The 21,190-nt window shown below is 63.6% G+C and carries 19 protein-coding genes and 1 tRNA gene; 12 read left to right on the top strand and 8 right to left on the bottom strand.

The window, feature by feature from the left end:
- Positions 1–228 precede the first annotated feature (228 nt).
- Positions 229–1,116, bottom strand: a complete 888-nt coding sequence (locus tag B5E60_RS07950) for a nitroreductase family protein (protein WP_087310978.1) — start codon at positions 1,114–1,116, stop codon at positions 229–231.
- Positions 1,091–2,371, bottom strand: coding sequence for an MFS transporter (locus B5E60_RS07945; RefSeq protein WP_087310977.1), 1,281 nt, complete (start codon positions 2,369–2,371; stop codon positions 1,091–1,093). The genes B5E60_RS07950 and B5E60_RS07945 overlap by 26 nt, the downstream gene beginning before the upstream one ends.
- A gap of 159 nt (positions 2,372–2,530) precedes the next feature.
- Between B5E60_RS07945 and B5E60_RS07940 the strand changes: the two genes are divergently transcribed.
- Positions 2,531–2,601 (top strand) — tRNA-Gln (locus tag B5E60_RS07940).
- A gap of 526 nt (positions 2,602–3,127) precedes the next feature.
- Here B5E60_RS07940 and B5E60_RS07935 read toward each other — a convergent pair.
- Both B5E60_RS07935 and B5E60_RS07930 read right to left on the bottom strand, forming a co-directional pair.
- A complete protein-coding gene (locus B5E60_RS07935) occupies positions 3,128–5,245 on the bottom strand; it encodes a M3 family metallopeptidase (RefSeq protein WP_204246455.1) in 2,118 nt (705 codons plus the stop codon).
- 42 nt (positions 5,246–5,287) lie between these two features.
- Positions 5,288–7,474 carry a M3 family metallopeptidase gene (locus B5E60_RS07930; RefSeq protein WP_087310976.1) on the bottom strand — a complete coding sequence of 729 codons (2,187 nt, stop codon included), beginning with the start codon at positions 7,472–7,474 and terminating at the stop codon, positions 5,288–5,290.
- A gap of 124 nt (positions 7,475–7,598) precedes the next feature.
- Between B5E60_RS07930 and B5E60_RS07925 the strand changes: the two genes are divergently transcribed.
- The 11 genes from B5E60_RS07925 to B5E60_RS07870 all read left to right on the top strand — a co-directional run bounded on the left by B5E60_RS07925 (position 7,599) and on the right by B5E60_RS07870 (position 18,899).
- The gene (locus B5E60_RS07925; protein WP_087310975.1) at positions 7,599–8,321 is read left to right on the top strand and encodes a 16S rRNA (uracil(1498)-N(3))-methyltransferase; all 723 of its coding nucleotides are present in this window, start codon (positions 7,599–7,601) and stop codon (positions 8,319–8,321) included.
- Positions 8,322–8,351: 30 nt separating this feature from the next.
- A complete protein-coding gene (locus B5E60_RS07920) occupies positions 8,352–10,340 on the top strand; it encodes a proton-conducting transporter transmembrane domain-containing protein (RefSeq protein WP_087310974.1) in 1,989 nt (662 codons plus the stop codon).
- 4 nt (positions 10,341–10,344) lie between these two features.
- A complete protein-coding gene (locus tag B5E60_RS07915; protein ID WP_087310973.1) occupies positions 10,345–11,259 on the top strand; it encodes a respiratory chain complex I subunit 1 family protein in 915 nt (304 codons plus the stop codon).
- Positions 11,256–11,885, top strand: coding sequence for a hypothetical protein (locus B5E60_RS07910; RefSeq protein ID WP_087310972.1), 630 nt, complete (start codon positions 11,256–11,258; stop codon positions 11,883–11,885). Before B5E60_RS07915 ends, B5E60_RS07910 begins: the two co-directional genes overlap by 4 nt.
- 4 nt (positions 11,886–11,889) lie before the next feature.
- Positions 11,890–13,290 carry a complex I subunit 5 family protein gene (locus B5E60_RS07905; protein WP_087310971.1) on the top strand — a complete coding sequence of 467 codons (1,401 nt, stop codon included), beginning with the start codon at positions 11,890–11,892 and terminating at the stop codon, positions 13,288–13,290.
- Positions 13,287–14,816, top strand: a complete 1,530-nt coding sequence (locus B5E60_RS07900; protein ID WP_087310970.1) for a hydrogenase large subunit — start codon at positions 13,287–13,289, stop codon at positions 14,814–14,816. Before B5E60_RS07905 ends, B5E60_RS07900 begins: the two co-directional genes overlap by 4 nt.
- Positions 14,817–15,071: 255 nt before the next feature.
- The gene (locus B5E60_RS07895; protein WP_087310969.1) at positions 15,072–16,229 is read left to right on the top strand and encodes a pectinesterase family protein; all 1,158 of its coding nucleotides are present in this window, start codon (positions 15,072–15,074) and stop codon (positions 16,227–16,229) included.
- Positions 16,230–16,495: 266 nt separating this feature from the next.
- Positions 16,496–17,260: an NADH-quinone oxidoreductase subunit B family protein gene (locus B5E60_RS07885; protein WP_087310967.1), complete on the top strand. Its 765-nt coding sequence runs from the start codon at positions 16,496–16,498 to the stop codon at positions 17,258–17,260.
- A gap of 9 nt (positions 17,261–17,269) precedes the next feature.
- On the top strand, positions 17,270–17,833 hold the full coding sequence (locus B5E60_RS07880; protein WP_087310966.1) for a chromate transporter: 564 nt from the start codon (positions 17,270–17,272) through the stop codon (positions 17,831–17,833).
- Positions 17,830–18,321 (top strand): hypothetical protein, encoded by a 492-nt coding sequence (locus B5E60_RS07875; protein WP_204246454.1) that lies wholly within the window; start codon positions 17,830–17,832, stop codon positions 18,319–18,321. The genes B5E60_RS07880 and B5E60_RS07875 overlap by 4 nt, the downstream gene beginning before the upstream one ends.
- Positions 18,321–18,899 (top strand): chromate transporter, encoded by a 579-nt coding sequence (locus B5E60_RS07870; protein WP_087311021.1) that lies wholly within the window; start codon positions 18,321–18,323, stop codon positions 18,897–18,899. Before B5E60_RS07875 ends, B5E60_RS07870 begins: the two co-directional genes overlap by 1 nt.
- Before the next feature lie 89 nt (positions 18,900–18,988).
- Here the strand turns inward: B5E60_RS07870 and B5E60_RS07865 are convergent, their stop codons facing one another.
- The 4 genes from B5E60_RS07865 to B5E60_RS07855 form a co-directional block, all read right to left on the bottom strand.
- A complete protein-coding gene (locus B5E60_RS07865; RefSeq protein ID WP_143260697.1) occupies positions 18,989–19,339 on the bottom strand; it encodes a hypothetical protein in 351 nt (116 codons plus the stop codon).
- A 214-nt stretch (positions 19,340–19,553) separates the two neighbouring features.
- Positions 19,554–19,841: a hypothetical protein gene (locus B5E60_RS07860; RefSeq protein ID WP_087310963.1), complete on the bottom strand. Its 288-nt coding sequence runs from the start codon at positions 19,839–19,841 to the stop codon at positions 19,554–19,556.
- Between the two features lie 27 nt (positions 19,842–19,868).
- Positions 19,869–20,147 carry a hypothetical protein gene (locus B5E60_RS13760; RefSeq protein WP_143260696.1) on the bottom strand — a complete coding sequence of 93 codons (279 nt, stop codon included), beginning with the start codon at positions 20,145–20,147 and terminating at the stop codon, positions 19,869–19,871.
- 70 nt (positions 20,148–20,217) lie between these two features.
- A complete protein-coding gene (locus tag B5E60_RS07855; RefSeq protein WP_087310962.1) occupies positions 20,218–21,186 on the bottom strand; it encodes a class I SAM-dependent methyltransferase in 969 nt (322 codons plus the stop codon).
- Positions 21,187–21,190: the final 4 nt, after the last annotated feature.

The raw sequence follows: 21,190 nt of genomic DNA, 5'->3' as shown, positions 1-21,190 counted from the left end.
CGGGGCATCCATTCAAGCCGCCTGTCCACTCCATCCGGCCGGGGCATCCATCCGTGCCGCCTGCCCGTGCCATCCGTCCGGGGCATCCATTCACGCCGCCTGCCCGTGCCGTCCGGCCGGCCACACCGCCCCTGCGCCCTTTTGCGCCCCTTTATGCCCCCTGCGTCCTTTTATGCCCCTTACGTCCCTTTATGCCCCCTTGCGCCCTCCTTGCGCCCCTGCAGGCAGTCAGATGCGATGCACCTCAGAGGGTTCGCGGTCGATGTAGTTGGGATAGAGGAATTCGGGCATTCCGAGTGCCAGAATGGCCGCAATGCTACGCCCTTCAAGTCCCAGCATCCGGTTCAGACGCTTGTGACGGTCCTGCCGGATGGCCGTCAACACAAACCCCATGTAGATCTGACTCACCCCCAACGCCTCGGCCATGAGCGAAGCGTTCTGACAGGCCAGATTGGCATCCTCGGCCGCGAAACGGTTTTTCTCCGGCGCGTGGATGAAGATCAGCGCCGTGGCGCCGCGCAGAATACGGTCTCGCCCCTCGGCATAGTCGCGGCGCAGGCGGGTAAAGACCGGGACATAGCGATAGACGCCGGGCATCAGCGGCTTGAGCCAGGGCTTCACGAAGGGGCTCGACAACAGCCGTTCCAACCCCTGGAAGATCCCGAGCGTATACTCGGCCACCTGCCGCAGCCGCTCCGGATCGGTCACAATCGTGTAACCCAGCTCACGGGCATTGCTGGCCGTCGGAGCGCGGTCGGCGGCGGCGAGGATACGGTCGAGATACTCCTGCGGCACCGGACGCCTCGACAGGGCGCGGTTCGAACGCCGCACGGCCATGAGCGACTCCACCTGCTCGGGCGAAGGGAGCTGCGTCCGGTCGGCCCTGTGCACCCGTTCGAGCGGGAAGGCTTCGTGGTCGATCGCCCCCGCGGGACAGGCCGCCACACAGTGGCCGCAGACGATGCACCCTTCGGGTTCGCGCACCACAATCCGCCCTTCGGGCTCCACCCGTCCGAAAATTTGCGACGGACAGACCCGCACGCAACGGCCGCAGCGGATGCAGCGGTCACCGACCCCGATCCGCCACGGATCAGCGGTTGACCTCTTCGACGGCATGGGGATCGTGCTTATAACGGAAGACCAGCGCAAAGACTACGGCCACCACCAGGGCATATCCGGCAAAGACCAACCACGACTGCGACCAGCCGGCCACCTGGGCCGCGGCGCTCTGCTGCGAGTAGACCAGCCGGTTGACGACGGCCTGTGCACCGAGCGTACCGATCGTGGCGCCGATGCCGTTGGTCATGATCATGAAGAGCCCCTGGGCGCTGGAGCGGATCGTCACATCGGTCTCCTTGTTGACGAAGAGCGAGCCCGAGATGTTGAAGAAGTCGAAGGCCACGCCGTAGACAATCATCGAGAGGATGAACATCCAGACTCCGCCGCCGGGATTTCCCAGTCCGAACAGACCGAAACGCAGCACCCAGGCCAGCATGGCCATCAGCATGACGTTCTTGATGCCGAACCGCTTGAGGAAGAAGGGGATGAGCAGGATGCAGAGGGTTTCGGAGACCTGCGAGAGCGAGATCAGCGCATTGGCGTGGTTGGCGCCGAAGGTCGAGGCATACTCGGGGATATCGCGGAACGAGGTGATGAAGGGGTTTGCAAATCCGTTGGTGATCTGAAGCGAGATGCCGAGCAGCATCGAAAAGATGAAGAACAGGGCCATCCGTTTCTGCTTGAAGAGGGTGAAGGCTCTCAGACCGAGGGCTTCGACCAGTGATTTGCGGTCACCGTCGCGGCTGACGGGGCAGGCGGGCAGCGTCATGGCGTAGAATCCGAGGACGAGCCCCAGCACGGCACACTGCAGGAACTGCATGCAGGTGGTCTGGAATCCGGCGGCATCACAGAGGAGCATCGAGCAGATGAAGCCGACGGTCCCCCAGACGCGGATCGGCGGGAAGGCCTTGACCGTATCGAGACCGGCGCCTTCGAGGACGCAGTATGCCACGGAGTTCGAGAGGGCGATCGTCGGCATGTAGAAGGCCACGCTGAGCGCATAGAGCGTAAAGAGCAGACCGAACTGTACGCCGTTCCCCGAGGTCATGGCATAACCGCCGGCGGCGGCCATGAACAGGGCGGCCAACAGATGGCAGAAGCCGAGCAGGCGCTGAGCCGGGATCCAGCGGTCGGCGACGATGCCGATGACGGCGGGCATGAAGAGCGAGACGATACCCTGCATGGCATAGAAGATGCCGATATGCGTCGCCAGACCGACTCCGACCAGATACGATCCCATGGAGGTCAGATAGGCACCCCAGATGGCGTACTGGAGGAAGTTCATGATGACGAGGCGCAGTTTGATTCCCATAACGTAACGATTTACAGAATATTTCAAGATTCATTAGGTTTATCTCCGAGGAGATTGAAACAAAAATAGTAATTTTTTTTGGATTTTTCTTTGCAATTGAAAAATAAAGTTCTACTTTTGCATCGTCAAACCAATCGAACAGAGGCTTGACGAGGACATTGAGCTATGGTGTAATGGTAACACAACAGATTCTGGTCCTGTTATTCTTGGTTCGAATCCAGGTAGCTCAACAAAGACCGCTCCGATCTCCGGGGCGGTTTTTTTGTTGGTGGGGTTTCTGAGAGGGTTTCACAGAGGAACACCACTCCCGCGCACTCTGCCGTTCCGGATTCCGAGACGGTTTTTTTGTTGGTGGGGGGGGGTTCTGAAAGGTTTCCACAGAGGAACACCAATCCCCGAGCACACACAGCCGATCCGGATTCCGAGACGTTTTTTTTGTTGGTGGGATTTCTGAAAGGTTTCCACAGAGGGACACCAACCCCCGAGCACACACAGCCGATCCGGATTCCGAGACGTTTTTTTTGTTGATGGGATTTCTGAAAGGTTTCCACAGAGGGACACCAACCCCCGAGCACACACAGCCGTTCCGGATTCCGGGCCCTCATACCAGCCACAGCCCTCACCCTCTCAAAAAAACTCCGCACCTGTTCAAAAAAAAGCGGCCTCCGCCCAATGAAGGAGGCCGCTTTTCGCAGGTCCGGTTCCGGGGAGCGCGGCCTCTCACTCCGAGACCGCAGCACCGAAACCGCAGCGCCGTTATTTTCCGAGTCCCATGCGCTCGATCAGCGCCCGGCTGTCGGGCTTGTGGCCCCGGAAGCGCACGTAGAGATTCATGGGATGCTCCGTACCGCCCTTCTCGAGGATGTTCTTGCGGAACGACTCAGCCACCTCCTCATTGAAGATTCCCTTCTCCTTGAAGAGCGAGAAGGCGTCGGCATCGAGCACCTCGGCCCACTTGTAGCCGTAATAGCCGGCGGCATAACCGCCCGAGAAGATGTGGCCGAACGACGGCGACGTGGCCGTACCCTCCACCACGGGCAGCACCTGCGTGGGGGCCATCGCCCGGACTTCGAACTGCTCGACATCTCCCCCGAAGGGTTCGGTCAGCGTATGCCAGGCCATATCGGTGAAGCCGAACGACAGCTGGCGCACATGGAGGTAGGCGGCCAGATAGTTCTGCGCGGCAACAATGCGGTCGACGATCTGCGCAGGGATCTTCTCGCCGGTCTGGTAGTGGACGGCCCACAGATCGAGATACTCCTTCTCGGTGGCCCAGTTCTCCATGATCTGCGACGGGAGTTCGACGAAGTCGCGATAGACGTTCGTGCCAGTCAGCGACTCGTAGTGTCCCTTGCCGAGCATGCCGTGCAGCGAGTGGCCGAATTCATGCAGGAAGGTGTTGAATTCGTCGAAGGTGAGCAGCGAAGGGGTCGTTGCGGTCGGTTTGGTGAAGTTCATCACCAGCGAGACCAGCGGACGGGTCTCCTTGCCGTTGACGATCTTCGCACCGCGGAATTCGGTCATCCACGCCCCGGCGGTCTTCGAGGCGCGGGGGAAGAAGTCGAGGTAGAGCACCGCCAGGAAACGGCCGTCGCGGTCCGTGACGTCGTAGGCCGTCACGTCGGGATGGTAGACGTCGATCTTCGTATTGGGCGTGAAGTTCAGTCCGTAGAGCTTGTTGGCCAGCAGGAAGACCCCCTTCTTGACATGTTCGAGTTCGAAATAGGGCTTCACCAGCTCGTCGTTGAGCGCATACTTTTCATCCTTGTACATGGTGCTGTAATAGGGCCAGTCCCACGGCATGAGCTCTCCTTTGAGCCCCTTCGAGGCGGCGTATTCGCTCACCGTGCGGTAGTCGGCATCGGCCCACGACTTGGTCTGCACGAGCAGGTCGTTCAGGAACGACTCGACCGTCTTCGTGTCACCGGCCATGCGCTCCTCCAGCACGTAGTCGGCATAGCACTTGTAGCCCAGCAGATTGGCGATCTTCAGCCGCGTATTGACGATCCGGCGGATCAACTCCGTGTTGTCGAACTTGCCGCCCAGACACTCCGAGGACCGCGCGCGCCAGAGTTTCTCCTTCAGTTCACGGTTCGTGGAGTAGGTCATGAAGGGGAGGTAGCTCGGATACTGCAGCGTGACGGTCCACCCCTTCTCGCCGCGCGAGGCGGCCTCGGCGGCCATCCCCTCCCGCACGAATCCGGGCAGTTCGGCCACCACTTTCGGATCGGTGATATGGAGCGTGAAGGCGTTGGTGGCGGCCAGCGAATTCTGGCCGAACTTGAGCGTCAGGGCCGAGAGCTCGGTCGTATACTGACGGTAGAGCTCCTTCTTCTCGGGCGAGAGGGCGGCGCCGTTGCGGGCGAAGTGCTTGTAGGTCTTTTCGAGCAGCATGCGCTCCTCCTGCGAGAGGCGTCCGGGGTGTTCGTAGACGGCCTTCACACGTTCGAAGAGCTTCTCGTTGAGCGAGATGTCGTTCTCCAGTTCGGTCAGTTTGGGCTGCACGCGCAGCGAGATCTCCTGCAGCTGGTCCGAGGTCTCGGCGCCGAGCATGTTGAAGAAGATCCCCTCGATGCGCGAGAGCAGCGAGCCGCTCTGTTCGAGGGCGACGATCGTATTGACGAACGACGGTTTTTTGGGATTGTCGACGATGGCCGCCACCTCGGCCCGCGAGCAGGCGATGGCGGCATCGAAGGCCGGTTCATAGTGTTTGAGTTCGATCTTCGAGAAGGGCGGCGTGGCGTAGGGGGTCTCCCACGGGGCCAGCAGCGGATTCGAAAGATCGAGTTCGGGCAGCTGTGCCTTGGGAACCGAGTTGTCGGCGCAGCCTGCCGCCAGTGCGGAAATAGCCATGATCAAAATTGCTTTTTTCATATTCGGGTCTTGGGTTTTCGTTTTCGAAGGGGAGGGGGGGGGTTAGCGCTGTGAAGCCGGCGTTGCGGCGGGGTTCTTCCCCGCAACCGGGTTCACGGAGAGCGAATCGGCCGGCACGGGGTCGCTCCACAGACCGCGGCTGCGCAGCATCGGGCGCTTGTCGGGGTCCTTGCCGCGGAAGTCGCGGTAGAGGGTCATGCCGTCGGCCGAGCCGCCACGGGCGAGCACCTTGCGGCGCAGCGAATCGGCGATCTGCCGGTTGTAGAGGTCGCCGCTCTCGCGGAAAGCCTCGAAGACATCCTTGTCCAGCACCGCGGCCCACGTATAGAAATAGTATCCGGCCGCATAGCCGCCGTCGAAGATGTGCGAGAAGTAGGGATAGTGGTAGCGGGGTTCGATCTGCGGGATCAGTCCGCGGCGTTCGGTCAGCGCCCGGCGCTCGAAGGCCATCGGGTCGAACTCCTCGTATTCGCCAATCGAGTGGATATCCATGTCGGAGAGCGATGCGGCGATGAGCTCCGTGGTCATGAATCCCTGGTTGAAGAGGCGGCTGCGGCGCAGTTTTTCGATCAGATAGTCGGGAATAACCTCGTTCGAGCGGTAGTGCACGGCATACTGTTTGAGCACGTCGGGTTCGAAGGCCCAGTTCTCCATCAGCTGCGAGGGCATCTCGACGAAGTCGCCCTCGACCTCCGAGAGGCCGCGGTAGCGGACATTGTGGAAGAGGAAGTGCAGGGCATGGCCGAATTCGTGGAAGAGCGTCTCGGTCTCGTCGAGGGTCAGCAGCGCGGGGGTGTTCGAGGTCGGGCGGGTGAAGTTGCAGACGATCGAGACGACGGGAGCCACACGGTGCCCCTCCTCGTCGAAGGTCTGTTCGACGTAGTTGCCGCACCAGGCGCCCTGGCTCTTTCCGTCGCGGGGGAAGAAGTCGAAGTAGAGGATGCCGAGGTGCGACTCGTCGGCATCGAGCACCTCGTAGGCCACGGCCTCGGGATGGTACAGCGGCACGACTACCGGACGGAACGTAATGCCGTAGAGGCGGTTGGCGAGGAAGAAGATCCCCATCTGGACATTTTCGAGCGAGAAGTAGGGACGCAGCATCTCCTCGTCGAGGGCGTATTTCTGCTTGCGGAGCTTCTCGGCGTAATACCACCAGTCCCACGAGGCGAATTCACCCTCGGGGACATCCTTGCGGAAGAGCTCCTCCATCTCGGCGAGTTCGCCCTTGGCGCGTTCGAGGGCCGGTTCCCACACCTCGTCGAGCAGTGCATAGACGGCGTCGGTGGTGCGGGCCATCTCGTCGTCGACCACATACGCGGCATACGACGGGTAGCCCAGCAGGTGTGCCTTCTCCGTGCGCAGACGGATGAAGTCGTTGATCAGCTGTTTGTTGTCGTATTCGTCGCCGTTGCTGCAGCGGTTCAGATAGGCCTTGTAAAGCTCCTCGCGGCGGTCGCGGCGGGAGGAGTAGGTCAGGAAGGGAATCAGGCTCGACTTCTGCAGCGTGAAGGCATACCGATCCTTCTTGCCCAGTTTGGCGGCCGTCTCGCGGGCCAGATCACGCACGTTTGCGGGCAGGCCGTCCAGCTCATCCGACGAAAGCATCATCACGAAGTTGTTGTTCTCCGCACGGATGTTGTTGCCGAAGTGCACGGCGGCCAGCGACAGCGCCTCGTTGATCTCCTTCAGACGGGCCTTCCGTTCGGCATCGAGCAGCGCCCCGGCACGCACGAAGCTGCGGTAGGTCTTCTCCACCAGCCGCAGTTGCTCGGCATCGAGATCCATCGCCGCGCGGCGGTCGTAGACCGCCTTGACACGTTCGAAGAGCTTCCCGTTGAGCCGGATACGGTCGGCATGAGCCGCCAGCAGAGGCGCCGCCTCCACCTGGAGCTTCTCCAGTTCGGGGGAGTTCTCCGCGGCGCAGAGCATCTCGAAGATCAGCTCCACCTGGGAGAGCATCTTCCCGGAGTTGTCGTAGGCGAGAATCGTGTTTTCGAACGAGGGTTCGTCGTTGTTCGAGGTGATGGCGTCGATTTCGGCGTCATGGAGCGACATGCCGCGCTCCAGGGCGGGCAGGAAGTGTTCGGGGGCGATCCGGTCGAAGGGGGGCACGCCGTAGGGGGTCTCCCACTCGGAGAAGAAGGGATTCTCGCCCACCTGCTTCTCGGATTTGCAACAAACGAGTGTCATGGTCAGAAAAAGCGTCAATAAACCGATGATACGTTTCATGGATCGTGTTATTTTGTGTACATTTGCGGGCCGCAAGTCCGGCACGGCAGACAAAGGCCGCCGTCCGGGCCCGCGCAAGACAAAAGTACAATAAAAAAATCCGTAAAACAAATACGCGAAGGCCATGCAACTCTTCTATGCTCCGGATCTCGAACCGCCCGTCCACACGCTCGACGAGGAGGAGTCGCGCCACTGCATCCGGGTGCTGCGGCTGGGGCGCGGCGATTGGATCCACCTCACCGACGGCCGCGGGAATCTCTATCGGGCCGAGATCATCGAGGCCGACCCGCGCCGCTGCACGGTACGCGTCGTCGAGACGCAGTCCGAATTCGAGCGGATGCCCTACCGGCTGGTGATGGCCGTGGCGCCGACGAAGAACCCCGACCGCTTCGAATGGTTTCTGGAAAAGGCCACCGAGGTGGGCGTCACGCGGATCATCCCGCTCGAGACGGCCCACAGCGAGCGGCGGAGCTTCAAGCCGCAACGGGGCGAAAAGGTGATCACGGCGGCCATGAAACAGTCGCTCAAGGCCTACCGCCCGGAGCTGGGTCCGCTGACGGCGTTCCGCGAGGCGGTGGCCGAGCCCTTCGAGGGGCGGAGCCTGATCGCCCACTGCGAGACGGCGCACTCCGCACGCGGGAAACGGTTCCTGCCGCGCACAATCCGCCCCGGCGAATCGGTACGCATCTTCATCGGCCCCGAGGGGGACTTCTCGTCCGAGGAGATCGACCTGGCGCTGGCCCACGGCTTCGAGGAGATCACGCTCGGGCCGCAGCGGCTGCGCACCGAGACGGCAGCCGTCGCGGCCACTGTGATGACCGCCACCGTAAACGGTCCCGCCGAATAGCGCTTTCGAAAACACATTTACCCGCAGAATATGCTATTTATCTACACCCTGTTGTTCCTCGTGGTGGTCGTGGCGGCGATCTTCTCGACGCCGCTGCGGGCCAAGGCGTGGACGGCCCTCGCCCTGACGGCCGCCGGAGCCCTGTGGGCCTCGGTCCGGGCCATCGGCGTACTGGCCGACGGAGGCACCGAATCGCTGTGGATGATCCCCGGCACGCTTTTCGGCGGCGATTCGGGATCGATGGACCCGCTCTCGGCGCTCTTCGTCCTGCTGATCTCGATCGGCTCGGTAGCTTCGGTGCTCTATTCGCGGGGCTATCTGGCCCACACGCTCCGGGAGAAGTCCCCGGCCCACGTCTCGCTGCACTACACCTCGCTCACGGTGATGGCCTACGCCATGCTGGGCGTCGTCTGCTCCGACGGCGGCTACTCGTTCCTCTTCTTCTGGGAGCTGATGACCGTGGCGTCGTTCCTGCTGATCCTCTACGACGCCCAACGCCGTGAGGTGAGCCGCGCGGCGCTGGCCTACCTGATCATGATGCACGTGGGCTTCGTGCTGCTGGTCGTGGGGTTCGTGCGGCTGGACTCCGTCTGCGGACGCGCGACGTTCGACGCCCTGGGCCAATACTTCCACACGAAGCCGGCACTGCCGCTCTTCCTCGTCTTTCTGGCGGGCTTCGGCATGAAGGCCGGCCTCTTCCCGCTGCACGTCTGGCTGCCGGAGGCCCATCCGGCCGCCCCGTCGCACGTCTCGGCGCTGATGTCGGGCGTGATGATCAAGACGGGCATCTACGGCATCCTGCGCACGACGGCCGCCCTGGGCGATCTGCCCGTACTGCACACCGCCGGGGTGATTCTCCTCGTCGTGGGGATCATCACCGGCCTGTGGGGCGTCATTCTGGCCGCCATGCAGAACGACGTGAAGCGCCTGCTGGCCTACTCCTCGATCGAAAACATCGGCATCATCCTGCTGGCCGTGGGCATCGCGGCGCTGGGCAAGGCCTCGGGCAACCAGATGGTGGCGCTGTGCGGCATCGCCGGGGCGCTGCTCCACTCGCTCAACCACTCGTTCTTCAAGTCGCTGCTCTTCTTCGGGGCCGGCAACATTCTCTCGCAGACCCACACCACGTCGCTCGACGCGCTGGGCGGCCTTACGAAACACATGCCCCTCACGTCGCTGCTCTTCCTGGCGGCCACGGCCGCCATCTGCGCCCTGCCGCCGCTCAACGGCTTCGTCTCGGAGCTGCTCGTCTACCTCGGGCTGCTCGACGGCATCGCCTCGGGAAGCAACATCCTCGCCTCGGCGGCCGGTCTGGCGGCTCTGGCGCTGATCGGCGGCGTGGCCGTGCTGGCCTTCACGAAGCTCTACGGCACGGTCTTCCTCGGCTCGCCCCGCTCGCATGAGGTGGCCGAAGCCTCGGAGGTCGACAACCTGCGGCTGGCCGCCATGGCGCTGCCGCTGGCGGGCATCCTCCTCGTGGGACTCTTCCCGCGGGCGGCCGTGGGGTGCGTGACGCGCGCCGCGGAGTTTTTCCTGCGCACGCCGTCGGATGCCGCCGACTGGCTGCTCTCGCCGACGCTCACCGCAGTCGGGCGCATCGCCTGGGGGCTGATTCTGGTCGTCGCCATCCTGGCATGGCTGCGACGCCGCACGCTGCGCGGACGTCAGGTGGCCGAGGGCCCGACGTGGGGCTGCGGCTTCACGGCGGTGAACACCCGCATGCAGTATACGGGCGAGTCCTTCTCCGAAGGGCTGCAGTCGATCGCCACGTCACTGACACAGAACAGCGGCGAGGGGTCGCCCGTGGGCAAGGGCGAGATCTTCCCCGACGCCCACCGCTTCGACGTCGGCCACCGCGACCGCATCGGACGCCTCTTCTCGGCGTGGTGGGTCGAACTGCTGCGCCTGATCAACCAGCGCGTCATGCGCCTGCGTACGGGCAAGATTAACCACTACGTGCTCTTTGCCCTGGCCTTCCTGGCGCTGGTCTTCCTGTTGTCGATCCTCCATATCATCTGATGCCATGGCACTGCTCAATCTGCTTCTGCTTCTGGCGGCGGCCCTCTGCATTCCGGGGCTGATCAACCGCACGCGGGCCCGGCTGGCGGGCCGCAAGGGCATCCGTTTCGCCCAACACCTCTACGACGTACGCCTGCTGCTGCGCAAGGGGGCCGTCTACTCGACGACGACCACCGTACTGTTCCGCACGACGCCGTCGGTCATCCTGGGCGCGTCGCTTCTGGCGCAGCTCTTCATTCCGGTGGGCAATCTGCCGCCGGTGGTCTCGTTCGACGGCGACGTGGTGGCCTTCGCCTACCTGCTGGCTCTGGGCCGCGGGGCGCTGATTCTGGCGGCCATGGATACGGGCAGCTCGTTCGAGGGGATGGGCGCCAGCCGCGAGGCGCTCTACGGGGCGCTGGTCGAACCGGCGCTGATGCTCACCATCGGGACGCTGGCCCTGCTCTCGGGCCACACCTCCTTCGCCGAACTCTTCGACGCCGGAGCCTCCGACGACACGCAGCTGATCATCGTCCTGCTGCTGGCGGCCTACGTGCTGACGAAGATCGTCTTCACCGAAAGCGGCCGCGTGCCGGTCGACGACCCCCGCACGCACCTCGAACTGACGATGATCCACGAGGTGATGTGCCTCGACTACTGCGGCGTCGATCTGGCCTACATCAAGATCGCGAACTGGCTGAAGAGTGCGGCGCTGTCGATGCTGGCGGCCGATGCCGTGGCGGCGGCCCTTTGCCCGCGGTGGTGGTTCGCCGCGCCGCTGGCCGTGCTGCTCACGGGGCTCTCGGTGGGGATCGTCGAGTCGACGCAGGCCCGCAACAAGCTCATCCGCAACACCACCTTCCTGCTCACCATCACGGCACTGGCCGCCCTGGTCTTCTTCACGGGCTACCTGTTGCAACTTAATATCGGTATCCAATGATTCTGCCGCTGATTCTACTCTACGTCGTGACGCTCGTCTACCTCTCGATCACGGAGCGTTTCCGCAACTTCGCCTCGCTGATCGGGCTGCAGGGGTGGCTGCTGTTCGGCATTGCGCTGGTGCGTCTGCACGCCGCCAACCCCGCCGAGCTGGCCTTCGTGGCCCTCGAGACGCTGCTCTTCAAGGGCATTCTGGTTCCGTGGCTGCTCTTCGCCGTGATCCGCCGCACGCGCATCAACCGCGTGCGCCGTTCGGGTTCGTCGCAGGCCGGCTCGCTCGTGCTGTCGATCGTGGCGCTGGGCGTGAGCGCCTCGCTGACCTACTACATCGCCGACTCGACGGTCGACCTGCTCTTCTTCGGCGTGGCGCTCTACTCGCTGCTGAGCGGTCTGATCCTCATCGTGATGCGGCAGCGGATCTTCTCCCACATGGTCGGTTTTCTGGTGATCGAGAACGGCGTGTTCCTCTTCTCGACGGCCATCGGCGTGGAGATGCCCCTGCTGATCAACTTCGCCATCCTGCTCGACATCCTCATCTCGGTGCTGATGCTGGGCATCTTCTTCACCAAGATCGACGACAAGCTCCACGCCGACGACGCCGATTCGCTGACCAACGTAAAGGACTAAGGCCATGATAGTCTATCTGATCGCAAGTATTCTGATCGCGGCGGCGGCCTTTCTGGTGCGCCGCGAGCGGCAGCTCTTCCTCACGGGCGTGCTCTTCTACGCCGTGCAGGCGGCCTTTGCCTGCGCCATTCTCTTCGGAGGGCTCTACGACACGACGTCGGCCTCGTGGTTCCGCTTCGACGCCCCGGGGACGCTCTTCTACGTACTGCTGTGCATCGTCTCGGCCTTCGCCTACTTCCATTCGGAGGCCTACCTGCGCGACAACGACCTCGTCCAGACCCGTGCCTACTCGGGGCTGGTGATGCTGCTGACGACGGCCATCGCCGGTTCGTACTTCGCCTCGAACCTGGCCGTAACGTGGATCTTCCTCGAAGCCACGACGCTCTGCTCGGCCGGAATCATCTACCACCGCCGCACGGCCCAGACGCTCGAGGCGGCATGGAAATACGTCTTCGTCTGCTCGACGGGCATCGCCATGGCCTACCTGGGCATCCTGCTGCTGGCGGCCGCCACCGACTGCGAGTCGCTCGACTATGCCGAGGTAGCCGCCGCGGCGCCCCACGGCAACGCCCTCTACCTGAAGATCGCCTTCCTCTTGATCGTCTGCGGCTACAGCTGCAAGATGGAGCTCTTCCCGCTGTACACGGTGGGCATCGACGCCAACTTCGCGGCGCCGTCGCCGGCCTCGGCGCTGATCTCCACGGGACTGGTCAACGCCGGCTTCCTGGCCATCTTCCGCGTCTACCGCGTGGTAGCCGCGACCGAGGTTTTCACGTGGGCCCGTTCGGTGCTGCTGATCGTCGGCGTGCTGTCGCTCCTCATCGGCGCGCTGTTCCTGCGCCGCACGAACAACTACAAGCGCTTCCTCTCCTACTCGACCGTAGAGAACATGGGTCTGGCCGCCATCGGACTGGGCGTCGGCGGTGCGGGTGTCTGGGCGGCAGTCTTCCACGTCGTCTGCCACACCTTCATCAAGAGCAGCCTCTTCCTGCAGATGGCCGTCGTGCGGCAGGTCTACAACGGATACCGCATCAACCGCATCGGCGACTATATCCACATCAACCGCGTGGGGGCCATGGGGCTGCTTGCGGGGATGGTCATCCTGGTGGCCTTCCCGCCCTCGCCGCTCTTCCTCTCGGAGCTGATGATCCTGCGCGAGGCGATCGTCGGAGGCCGCTGGTGGCTCGTGGCAGGGCTTCTGCTGCTGTTGTGCATCGTCATCTACTCGTTCTGCTCGCGGATGCTCCGCCTCTGCTACCAGCCCAACCAGGACGAACTCCACCCCTCGAAGGTCGACCGGGCGCTGTCGTGGTCGGCCCTCACGCTGCTGGCGGCGGCCATGGTGCTGGGGCTCTGGCAACCGGATTTTCTGCGTGAACTGATCGGCCAAATCACTGCCTTATGAACTATCTCGTAACCAACAATACCGCGGGCGCCGTGCGCCTGGAGGAGATTCCCGAGATCTCCTATGCCTCGTTCTACGAACTGCTGCGCACGTGGCTCTCGGACGAACGCTACCACGTGGCGCACTACTTCGCCCTGCCCTCCGACGACCGGATGCGCTTCTACTGCCTGGTGCTCGACGACGCCGAGAGCCGCGTGCTGATCACCTCCCACGCCACGGGCTACTACGACGATACGGCCCTTCCGTCACTCACGGCCCTGCACCCGCAGATGCACCCTTTCGAGCGGGACATCACCGAGCGTTACGGCATCCGCTTCGACGGCCAGCCGTGGCCCAAGCCGCTGCGCTACCCCTTCGACCGCTACAACCGCCAGAGTTCGATCGACAACTACCCCTTCTATACGATGGCCGGCCACTCGCTGCACGAGGTCAACGTGGGTCCGATCCACGCCGGGATCATCGAGCCGGGGGCCTTCCGCTTCATCTGCAACGGCGAAGAGGTGCTCCACCTCGAGATTGCGCTGGGTTACCAGCACCGGGGAGTCGAGGCGGCCTTCTCGTCGACCGACAACCGGCTGCGGCAGATGTGTCTGGCCGAGGCCGTTGCGGGCGACAGCGCCGTGGCCCACGCCACGGCCTTTGCCGAGGCCGTCGAGAAGCTCACCGACCGCGAACGCCCCACGCAGCTCGACCGCGAACGGGCCGTAGCGCTCGAACTGGAGCGCATGGCCATGCAGATCGCCGATACGGGAGCGCTGTCGATGGATGCGGGCTACCAGCTGGGACAGGTGGCCTGCGAGGCGCTGCGCACGATGACGATCAACACCACGCAGGCGTGGTGCGGCAACCGCTTCGGCAAGGGGTTGATCCGGCCCCACGGCACCGACCATCCGCTCACGCCGGCCAAATCGGCCATGATCCGCCGGAACGTCGCCGAGATTGCCCGCCGCTACGAGGAGGTACGCCGCGACCTGGAGTCGTCGCCCACGCTGCTGGCGCGTTTCGAGCAGTGCGGTATGGTTCCGCGCGAGGAGATGCGCCGCATCGGCGGCGTCGGACAGGCGGCCCGGGCCAGCGGACTGGCCCGCGACATCCGCACCACGCATCCGTGGGGCTCCTACGGCAAATGCCTCCACCACGAACCCGTCATCGAGACATCGGGCGACGTGATGGCCCGGCTCGAGGTGCGCTGCCGCGAGGTTGCGCAGTCGGCCCGCTACATCGACCAGCTGCTGGAGATCTACGAACAGAAATACGGCGCGCTGGAGAACCCCTGCGAGGCACCCGACTATACGACGCAGCTGACCCCGCAGTCGCTCTCGTTCGGCTTGGTCGAGGGATGGCGCGGCGAGACGTGCCACGTGGTGGTGACCGACGCCGAGGGTCATATCGAGGCGTGCCGCATCAAGGATCCGAGTCTGCACAACTGGCTGGCGCTGGCGCTGGCCGTGCGCGGCGAGGGGATCTCCGACTTCCCGATCTGCAACAAGAGCTTCAACCTCTCCTACTGCGGCCACGACCTCTGACGCCGCATCCGCCTCCCGGCCAGTCCGCGCAACACGCGCCCTACGCCGTGTGACGTACCCGGGAAAACGCCGGCTGCGGGAAGCCCCTGCCCTGCCTCGGGCAGGGGCTTCCCGCAGCCGGCAGAGAAGCGTCGGGCGAGCCCTGTTCCGGAAAGAATCGACAAAAAATCCCGGTTTTCCGCAGAAAAATCCCCGCCTGCGGGCGAAGAAAAGACGAACTTTGCCGTCGGAAACCTGAAACAAAAACCACGATTCATGAAACGGAACGCTCTCCATTCGCTGTTCACACTCGGCACGACGCTGCTTGTGACGGCCTTCGCACCCACCTGCAGCTCGGACAACAACAACGCCGCACCGGGCAACGGTTCGTCGGACGGCCCCACCGAAAAACCGATCCATACCCTCGTCGTCGCAGCCGACGGCTCGGGCGACTACACGACGCTGCAGGAGGCCTTCGATGCCCTGCCCGTCGACGGCGAGCCGCACATCGTACGCCTGCGCCCGGGCACCTACTGCGAAAAGGTGACGCTGACGGCCGACCATCCCCGCGTGACACTCATCGGCGACGATGCCGAAAAGTGCATCATCACCTACGACGACTATGCGGGTCACCCCACCGAGACGGGCAACGGCACGCTCGGCACGTGGCGAAGCCAGACGCTGCTGATCGAGGCCGACGACTTCACGGCCTGCGGGGTGACCATCGCCAACACCTACGTCAACAGCCAGGCCAACGCCGCCGTCAACAAGGATACGCAGGCCGTGGCGCTGCGCGTCGAGGGCGACCGCGTGACGCTCTACGAGTGCCGCGTCACGGGGTATCAGGATACGCTCTTCGGCCGCGGTACGGGACGTGTCTACCTGCGCGACTGCTACGTCGAGGGCAACGTCGACTTCATCTTCGGCTCGTCGACGATCGTAGTCGACCACTGCACGCTGCACATGAACCGCAACAACAGCGTCGTGACGGCCCCCTCGACCCCGGCCGACCACCGGTACGGCATCGTTTGCATAGACTGCACGATCAGCTTCCCGCCGTCGGACGAGGTGGACTTCGACGGCTCGAAATTCTCCTGCTTCCATCTGGGCCGGGGTTGGTATTCGACGAAAACGGCGAGGCCGCGCGCAGTCTTCATCCGCTGCGAGGAGCCTGCGGCACTGAAGGCCGAAGGGTGGACCACGATGTCGGACCAACCGGATCCGACGCTTGCCCAACCTCTTTTCGCCGAATACGGCTGTACGGGTCCGGGAGCCGCGGCCGACCGCCTCGCCCGGCGCGCCTGCGGCGGACGCCAGCTCTCCGATGCGGAAGGTGCGGAGTATGTCGTGGCGAACATCTTCGCCAGATCGTCCGCTCCGGAATACACCTCCGACTGGCTTCCGGCCCCAGCATTCACCGATCCGGGCGAGTGACCCACAAGAGACGGCCGCTCCGAACCGCCGGCGGAGCGCTCTTTTCCTCCATACTACTACCCTCTACGGAACCCTCCGCACCACCGAAACGCTCCATCCGGCCCAACTCAAGAGGCCCCATCACTTCATTTCCCTTTTCGACCCGCGGGCCGGAGATCCACCGACGGAACTCCGGCCCGCGGTGTGTCGATTCCGGGGCAAAGTGCTTGCAGGTTCGCGGGAATTGCGTATTTTTGCGGACGATTAAGGGCCTAACATTTGCGACCATGATTCTACCGAAAATACGGGTGCTGCGCAGCCACGGGCAGCAGGCCATCGAGGACCTCGATGCTGTCGAACTGACCGAAGAGTTCCGCGGAAGCCCCGAACTGACCTTCACCGAGGATACCACCGAGGCCGAACGCGCCGAAGCCCTCTGCCCGACGGGGGCCTTCCGGGCCGACCCGCTGGAGCTCGACCTGGGACGCTGCCTCTTCTGCGGGGAGTGTGCGCGCGTGGCGCCGCGCAACGTACGCTTCACGAACGACTACCGCATCGGTTCGCCCACGCGCGAGGGTCTGGTGCTGCACGCCGGCGACTCGCGCGTGGAGTTCGACCCGAAACACGTGCGGCCCGAGATCAGGCGCTGCTTCCGCCAGGCGCTGCAGCTGCGCGAAGTCTCGGCCGGCGGCGACGGCTCGGTCGAGATGGAGCTCAACGCCACGGGCAACGTCAACTTCGATCTAGGGCGCTACGGCATCGGCTTCACGGCCTCGCCGCGCCATGCAGACGGCGTGGTGGTCTCGGGCCCGCTGACGGCCCAGATGGCCGAGGCGCTGGAGATCTGCTACGACGCCGTGGCCGAGCCGAAAATCCTCGTGATGTGCGGCACGGAGGCCTGCTCCGGCGGACTCTTCGCCGAGAGCCGCGCCCTGGACCGCAGTTTTCTGGATTCGCACACGCCGGACCTCTGGCTCCCGGGGGCGCCGACCCATCCGATGACCTACATCGACGGTCTGCTGACGCTGCTGGGCCGCAAAAATCGCCTCTGAGAAATGCCTATGGAACGTCTGCACACGATATTCGTCTCGTTCTTCAAGATCGGGCTCTTCACCTTCGGCGGGGGCTACGCCATGATCCCGCTGATCGAACGCGAGGTGATCGACAAGCGGCACTGGGTCGAACGCGGGGAGTTTCTCGACCTGCTGACGCTGGCCCAGTCGGTTCCGGGGCCCATCTCGCTCAACACGTCGGTCTTCGTCGGATACAAGATGCGCGGACTGCGCGGTGCGGCGGCAGCCCTGTTGGGCACCATTCTCCCGTCGTTCGTCATCCTCCTCCTCATCGCCCTCTTCTTCGCCAACATCCGCCACAACCCCGTTGTCGACGCCGCCTTCAAGGGGATGCGTCCGGCGGTCGTGGCGCTGATCATCGGCCCGGTGATTTCGCTGGCCCGCGGCATGCACTGGTCGATGTTCTTCATCATCGCGGCTGCGGCGCTGGCCGTCTGGGGTCTCGGGTGGTCCCCAATCTGGGTACTGGTGGCCGGTGCGGCCGGCGGCATCGCCTGGGAGCTGGCCGTCGCCCCGAAGATCGCCCGACACAAAAAGAATCCCGAAGCATGAATCCGACAAAAAACATGAAATACAGTCTGTCTCTGGGGCTTCTGCTCCTTGCGCTGCTGACGGCAGGGTCCTCGACGGCCCGGACCACCGCTGCCGCCTCTACAAAAAAGCTCATGACCGGCACCGGCTCCTCCACGGAGGAGGTCCGGCAGGCGCTGGAACGCTTTTACCGGGTATACGCCGGCTGGATCGCGGCCAGCTGCAACGAGCATCCGGAGAAGCCCGCCCTGCCCCTGGACAAGGCCACCCGCCGGAAGGTGGAAAAGGCTGTCGCCGAAACGGACGGAGATCCGCTGCTGCGGGCCCAGGACTTCAACAAGCGGTCGCTGCCGACGATCCGGGTCGAACACGTCGAGGGTGAATGGTATGCCATCGCCTATCTGGCGACATACGAAAACCGTTGCGTCGTCATTCCGGTCCGCGCCCTGCTGCGCAATGGACAGCTGGTAATCACGGATGTCACACTTCCCTCACTCACTGCGGAATGATCCTTCTCTGGCAACTCTTCGTCTCGTACCTCAAGATCGGATTCTTCGGATTCGGCGGCGGCTACGCCATGCTCTCGCTCATCCAGAACGAGGTGGTCGTGCAGCACCAGTGGCTCACCAACGCGCAGTTCGCCGACATCGTGGCCATCTCGCAGATCACCCCCGGCCCGATCGCCATCAACTCGGCCACCTACGTGGGTTACACCGTGGGACTGGAGACGGGCCATGTCTGGTGCGGCATCCTGGGCTCGGCCATCGCCACGCTGGCCGTCTGTCTGCCGTCGCTGACGCTGATGATCCTCGTGGCACGGTTCTTCCTGAAGCTCAAGAACAACCGGCTGGTTGAAGGGGCCATGCGGGGGATGCGCCCCGTGGTGATCGGCATGATCGCGGCCGCAGCCCTGCTGCTGATCTTCCCCCACAGTTCGGAGCCCGACGAGCAGAACTTCATCGACGCCTGGAGCTGGGTGCTCTTCGGAGGCGTCTTCGTCGGATCGTGGCGCAAGGTGAACCCCATCCTGCTGATCATCCTCTCGGCCGCGGCCGGTATCCTGATCTACTACGTCTTCGGCCTTTAGCCCCGGCCAGGGGAGGGTGAAAAAACAGAGCGGGTGCGGAGGCGAAAACCCCTGCACCCGCACAGACACGGTTGCCGACACGCCGGATGTCAGCGTCCCTTTCCGGTTGCGGAGTTCCGACCGCGGCCGAACAGCGGCCGCCATCGTCTGATGATGCGCAGCAACGCCAGCACCCCGAGCGCGAGACCACCCACATAGTGGTAAAATCCGATGTGGGCGCCGAACAGCCACTTGACAATTCCCGTTACGGCCACCGCCAGAAAGACCACTGCAAGCAGCACCACCATCCACCGGCGCAGCCCCTTGCAACCCGCCGTAGCCAGCGAACGGCACCAGGCCCAATGGCCGTAGACGTGGAGTCCGATACCGGACCCGCACAATCCGACCAGCGCGGGGAACAAGACCCGATCGGTCCAGAGATTCAATTTACGTTTATCCACTTTTATCTTATGAACATAAGGTTTTCCAATCCTGCAGGCGCGTAACGCAGTCCAGCCGGATCCGATCCGGGAACCGACGTGGGCTATTCGGGCCCCGGCTGCGGGGACACCGAGAGGCAGAGGCCGACCTCGCACATGAACCATCGCGTGAAACAGGCGGCATCGGTCATCCGCACAGCCCGCAACACCGTCAAAACATGCTCCGCATGTTTTCTCACAAGGCGAGGGCCATGGCTCCGCCCGTAAGCAGCAACATCAGAAAGACAATCAAACAGAGGATTCCGAGCAGTGCAACGGCGGTTCCGATGCAGCCCCAGCGCCGTTCGCAATCGGGCAGCGGGTCGGTCAGCAACGCGATGATCAGCCCCACGAGCGGCGTGAAGATCAGACTCAACAGAAAGGCCCAGCCGAAACCGATGCGGCGCCGGCTGCCGATGATGCCCACCAGCACCGAGAGCAGCGAACCGCTCAAAAGACCGAAAATGACAGCAAGAATACTCATATCTTCCGAATTTTTGTTTTCATCAAATCATTGATCAACAGGCGGAAACCCACCTGCTGCATTCTCTCTTCTCTCTTCTCTCTTCTTCTCTTCTCCTCTCCTCTTCTCTTCCTTTCTACGGTTGTCCATCCCCCCCCTCTTGTATCTCTTCTCCCCCTCCCTTATTTTTTCTTTCTCTCCTCCTGTTGTATGCTTACGCTGTCGGACCTCTCTCTGCCGGCCCCGCTCTGTTCTCTCACTGTTGGCCACCCCTCTTTCCGGCCTCCCTCTTTGCCCCTCTCTTACCGGCCACACGCTCTTTGCCACCTCGCTTTCCGACCCGGAGCAGCCGTGCAGGCGATGGAACAGGCAACGGGCCGTGCGATTCAGAATCGGATCAGCGTCTGAAGCGGTAATAGGTCCCCAACGGGAGCTCCTTGCCGGCACGGTCCGTGAAGCACAATTCGCCCCATTGCTCCTCCTCGGGAGCGCCGAATGCCTGTCTGACGGCCGTGCGGGCCAGCGTCGACGACAGTCCCATCGAGTAGAGGTTCAGCACCAGGAAGGCCCCGCGCGGCTCGAGCAGCTGCGCACAGCAGTCGAGCATCTCGCCGATGTTCTCCTCGAGGACCCACTTTTCGCCGTTGGCACCGCGTCCATAGGCCGGCGGATCGAGAATGATGCCGGCGTAACGGTTTCCGCGGCGCACCTCGCGGCGCACGAACTTCAGCGCATCCTCGACGATCCAACGCACACCGTCCAGACCGCTCAGCTCCATGTTCTCGCGGGCCCACGTCACGACGGACCGCACCGAATCGACGTGCGTCACCTCGGCTCCGGCGGCCCGGGCGGCAAGCGTCGCACCGCCCGTGTAGGCAAAGAGGTTCAGCACACGGGGCGCGGCAGCCGGAAGGGTCTCGGCGACCGACGCATTCCGGACGGCCGATTCCGCAGCGACATGTCCGGCGGCGGCGTGTCCGGCGGCCTCCTCCGCACCGCACAGACGCAGCACGTTCTCGTAGATGAAAATCCAATTGGCGGCCTGCTCGGGGAAGATCCCGACATGCTTGAACGACGTAAGGGCCAGCCGCATGCGGAGTTTCATTCCGCGGTAGGCATAAGCGATCGTCCAGCGGTCGGGCATCTTCGGGTCGAGCTGCCACTCGCCGCGTTCATCGTTGCGCAGGTCGCGCCGGAACGAGGCATCGGCCAAGCGCCGCCACTCCGCCTCGGGGAGCGAACGCCGCCAGATGGCCTGCGGTTCGGGACGCCGCGTGACGAAACGGCCGAAACGTTCGAGCTTTTCGAAATCGCCCGTATCAATGAGTTCGTAATCCGCAAAATCGGGGGTCAGTTGCTGCTGCATATCG

It is taken from the genome of Alistipes sp. An116, from assembly GCF_002161005.1.
Classification (GTDB): Bacteria; Bacteroidota; Bacteroidia; order Bacteroidales; family Rikenellaceae; genus Alistipes; species Alistipes megaguti.
This window is presented reverse-complemented; position numbering and strand designations above follow the sequence as displayed.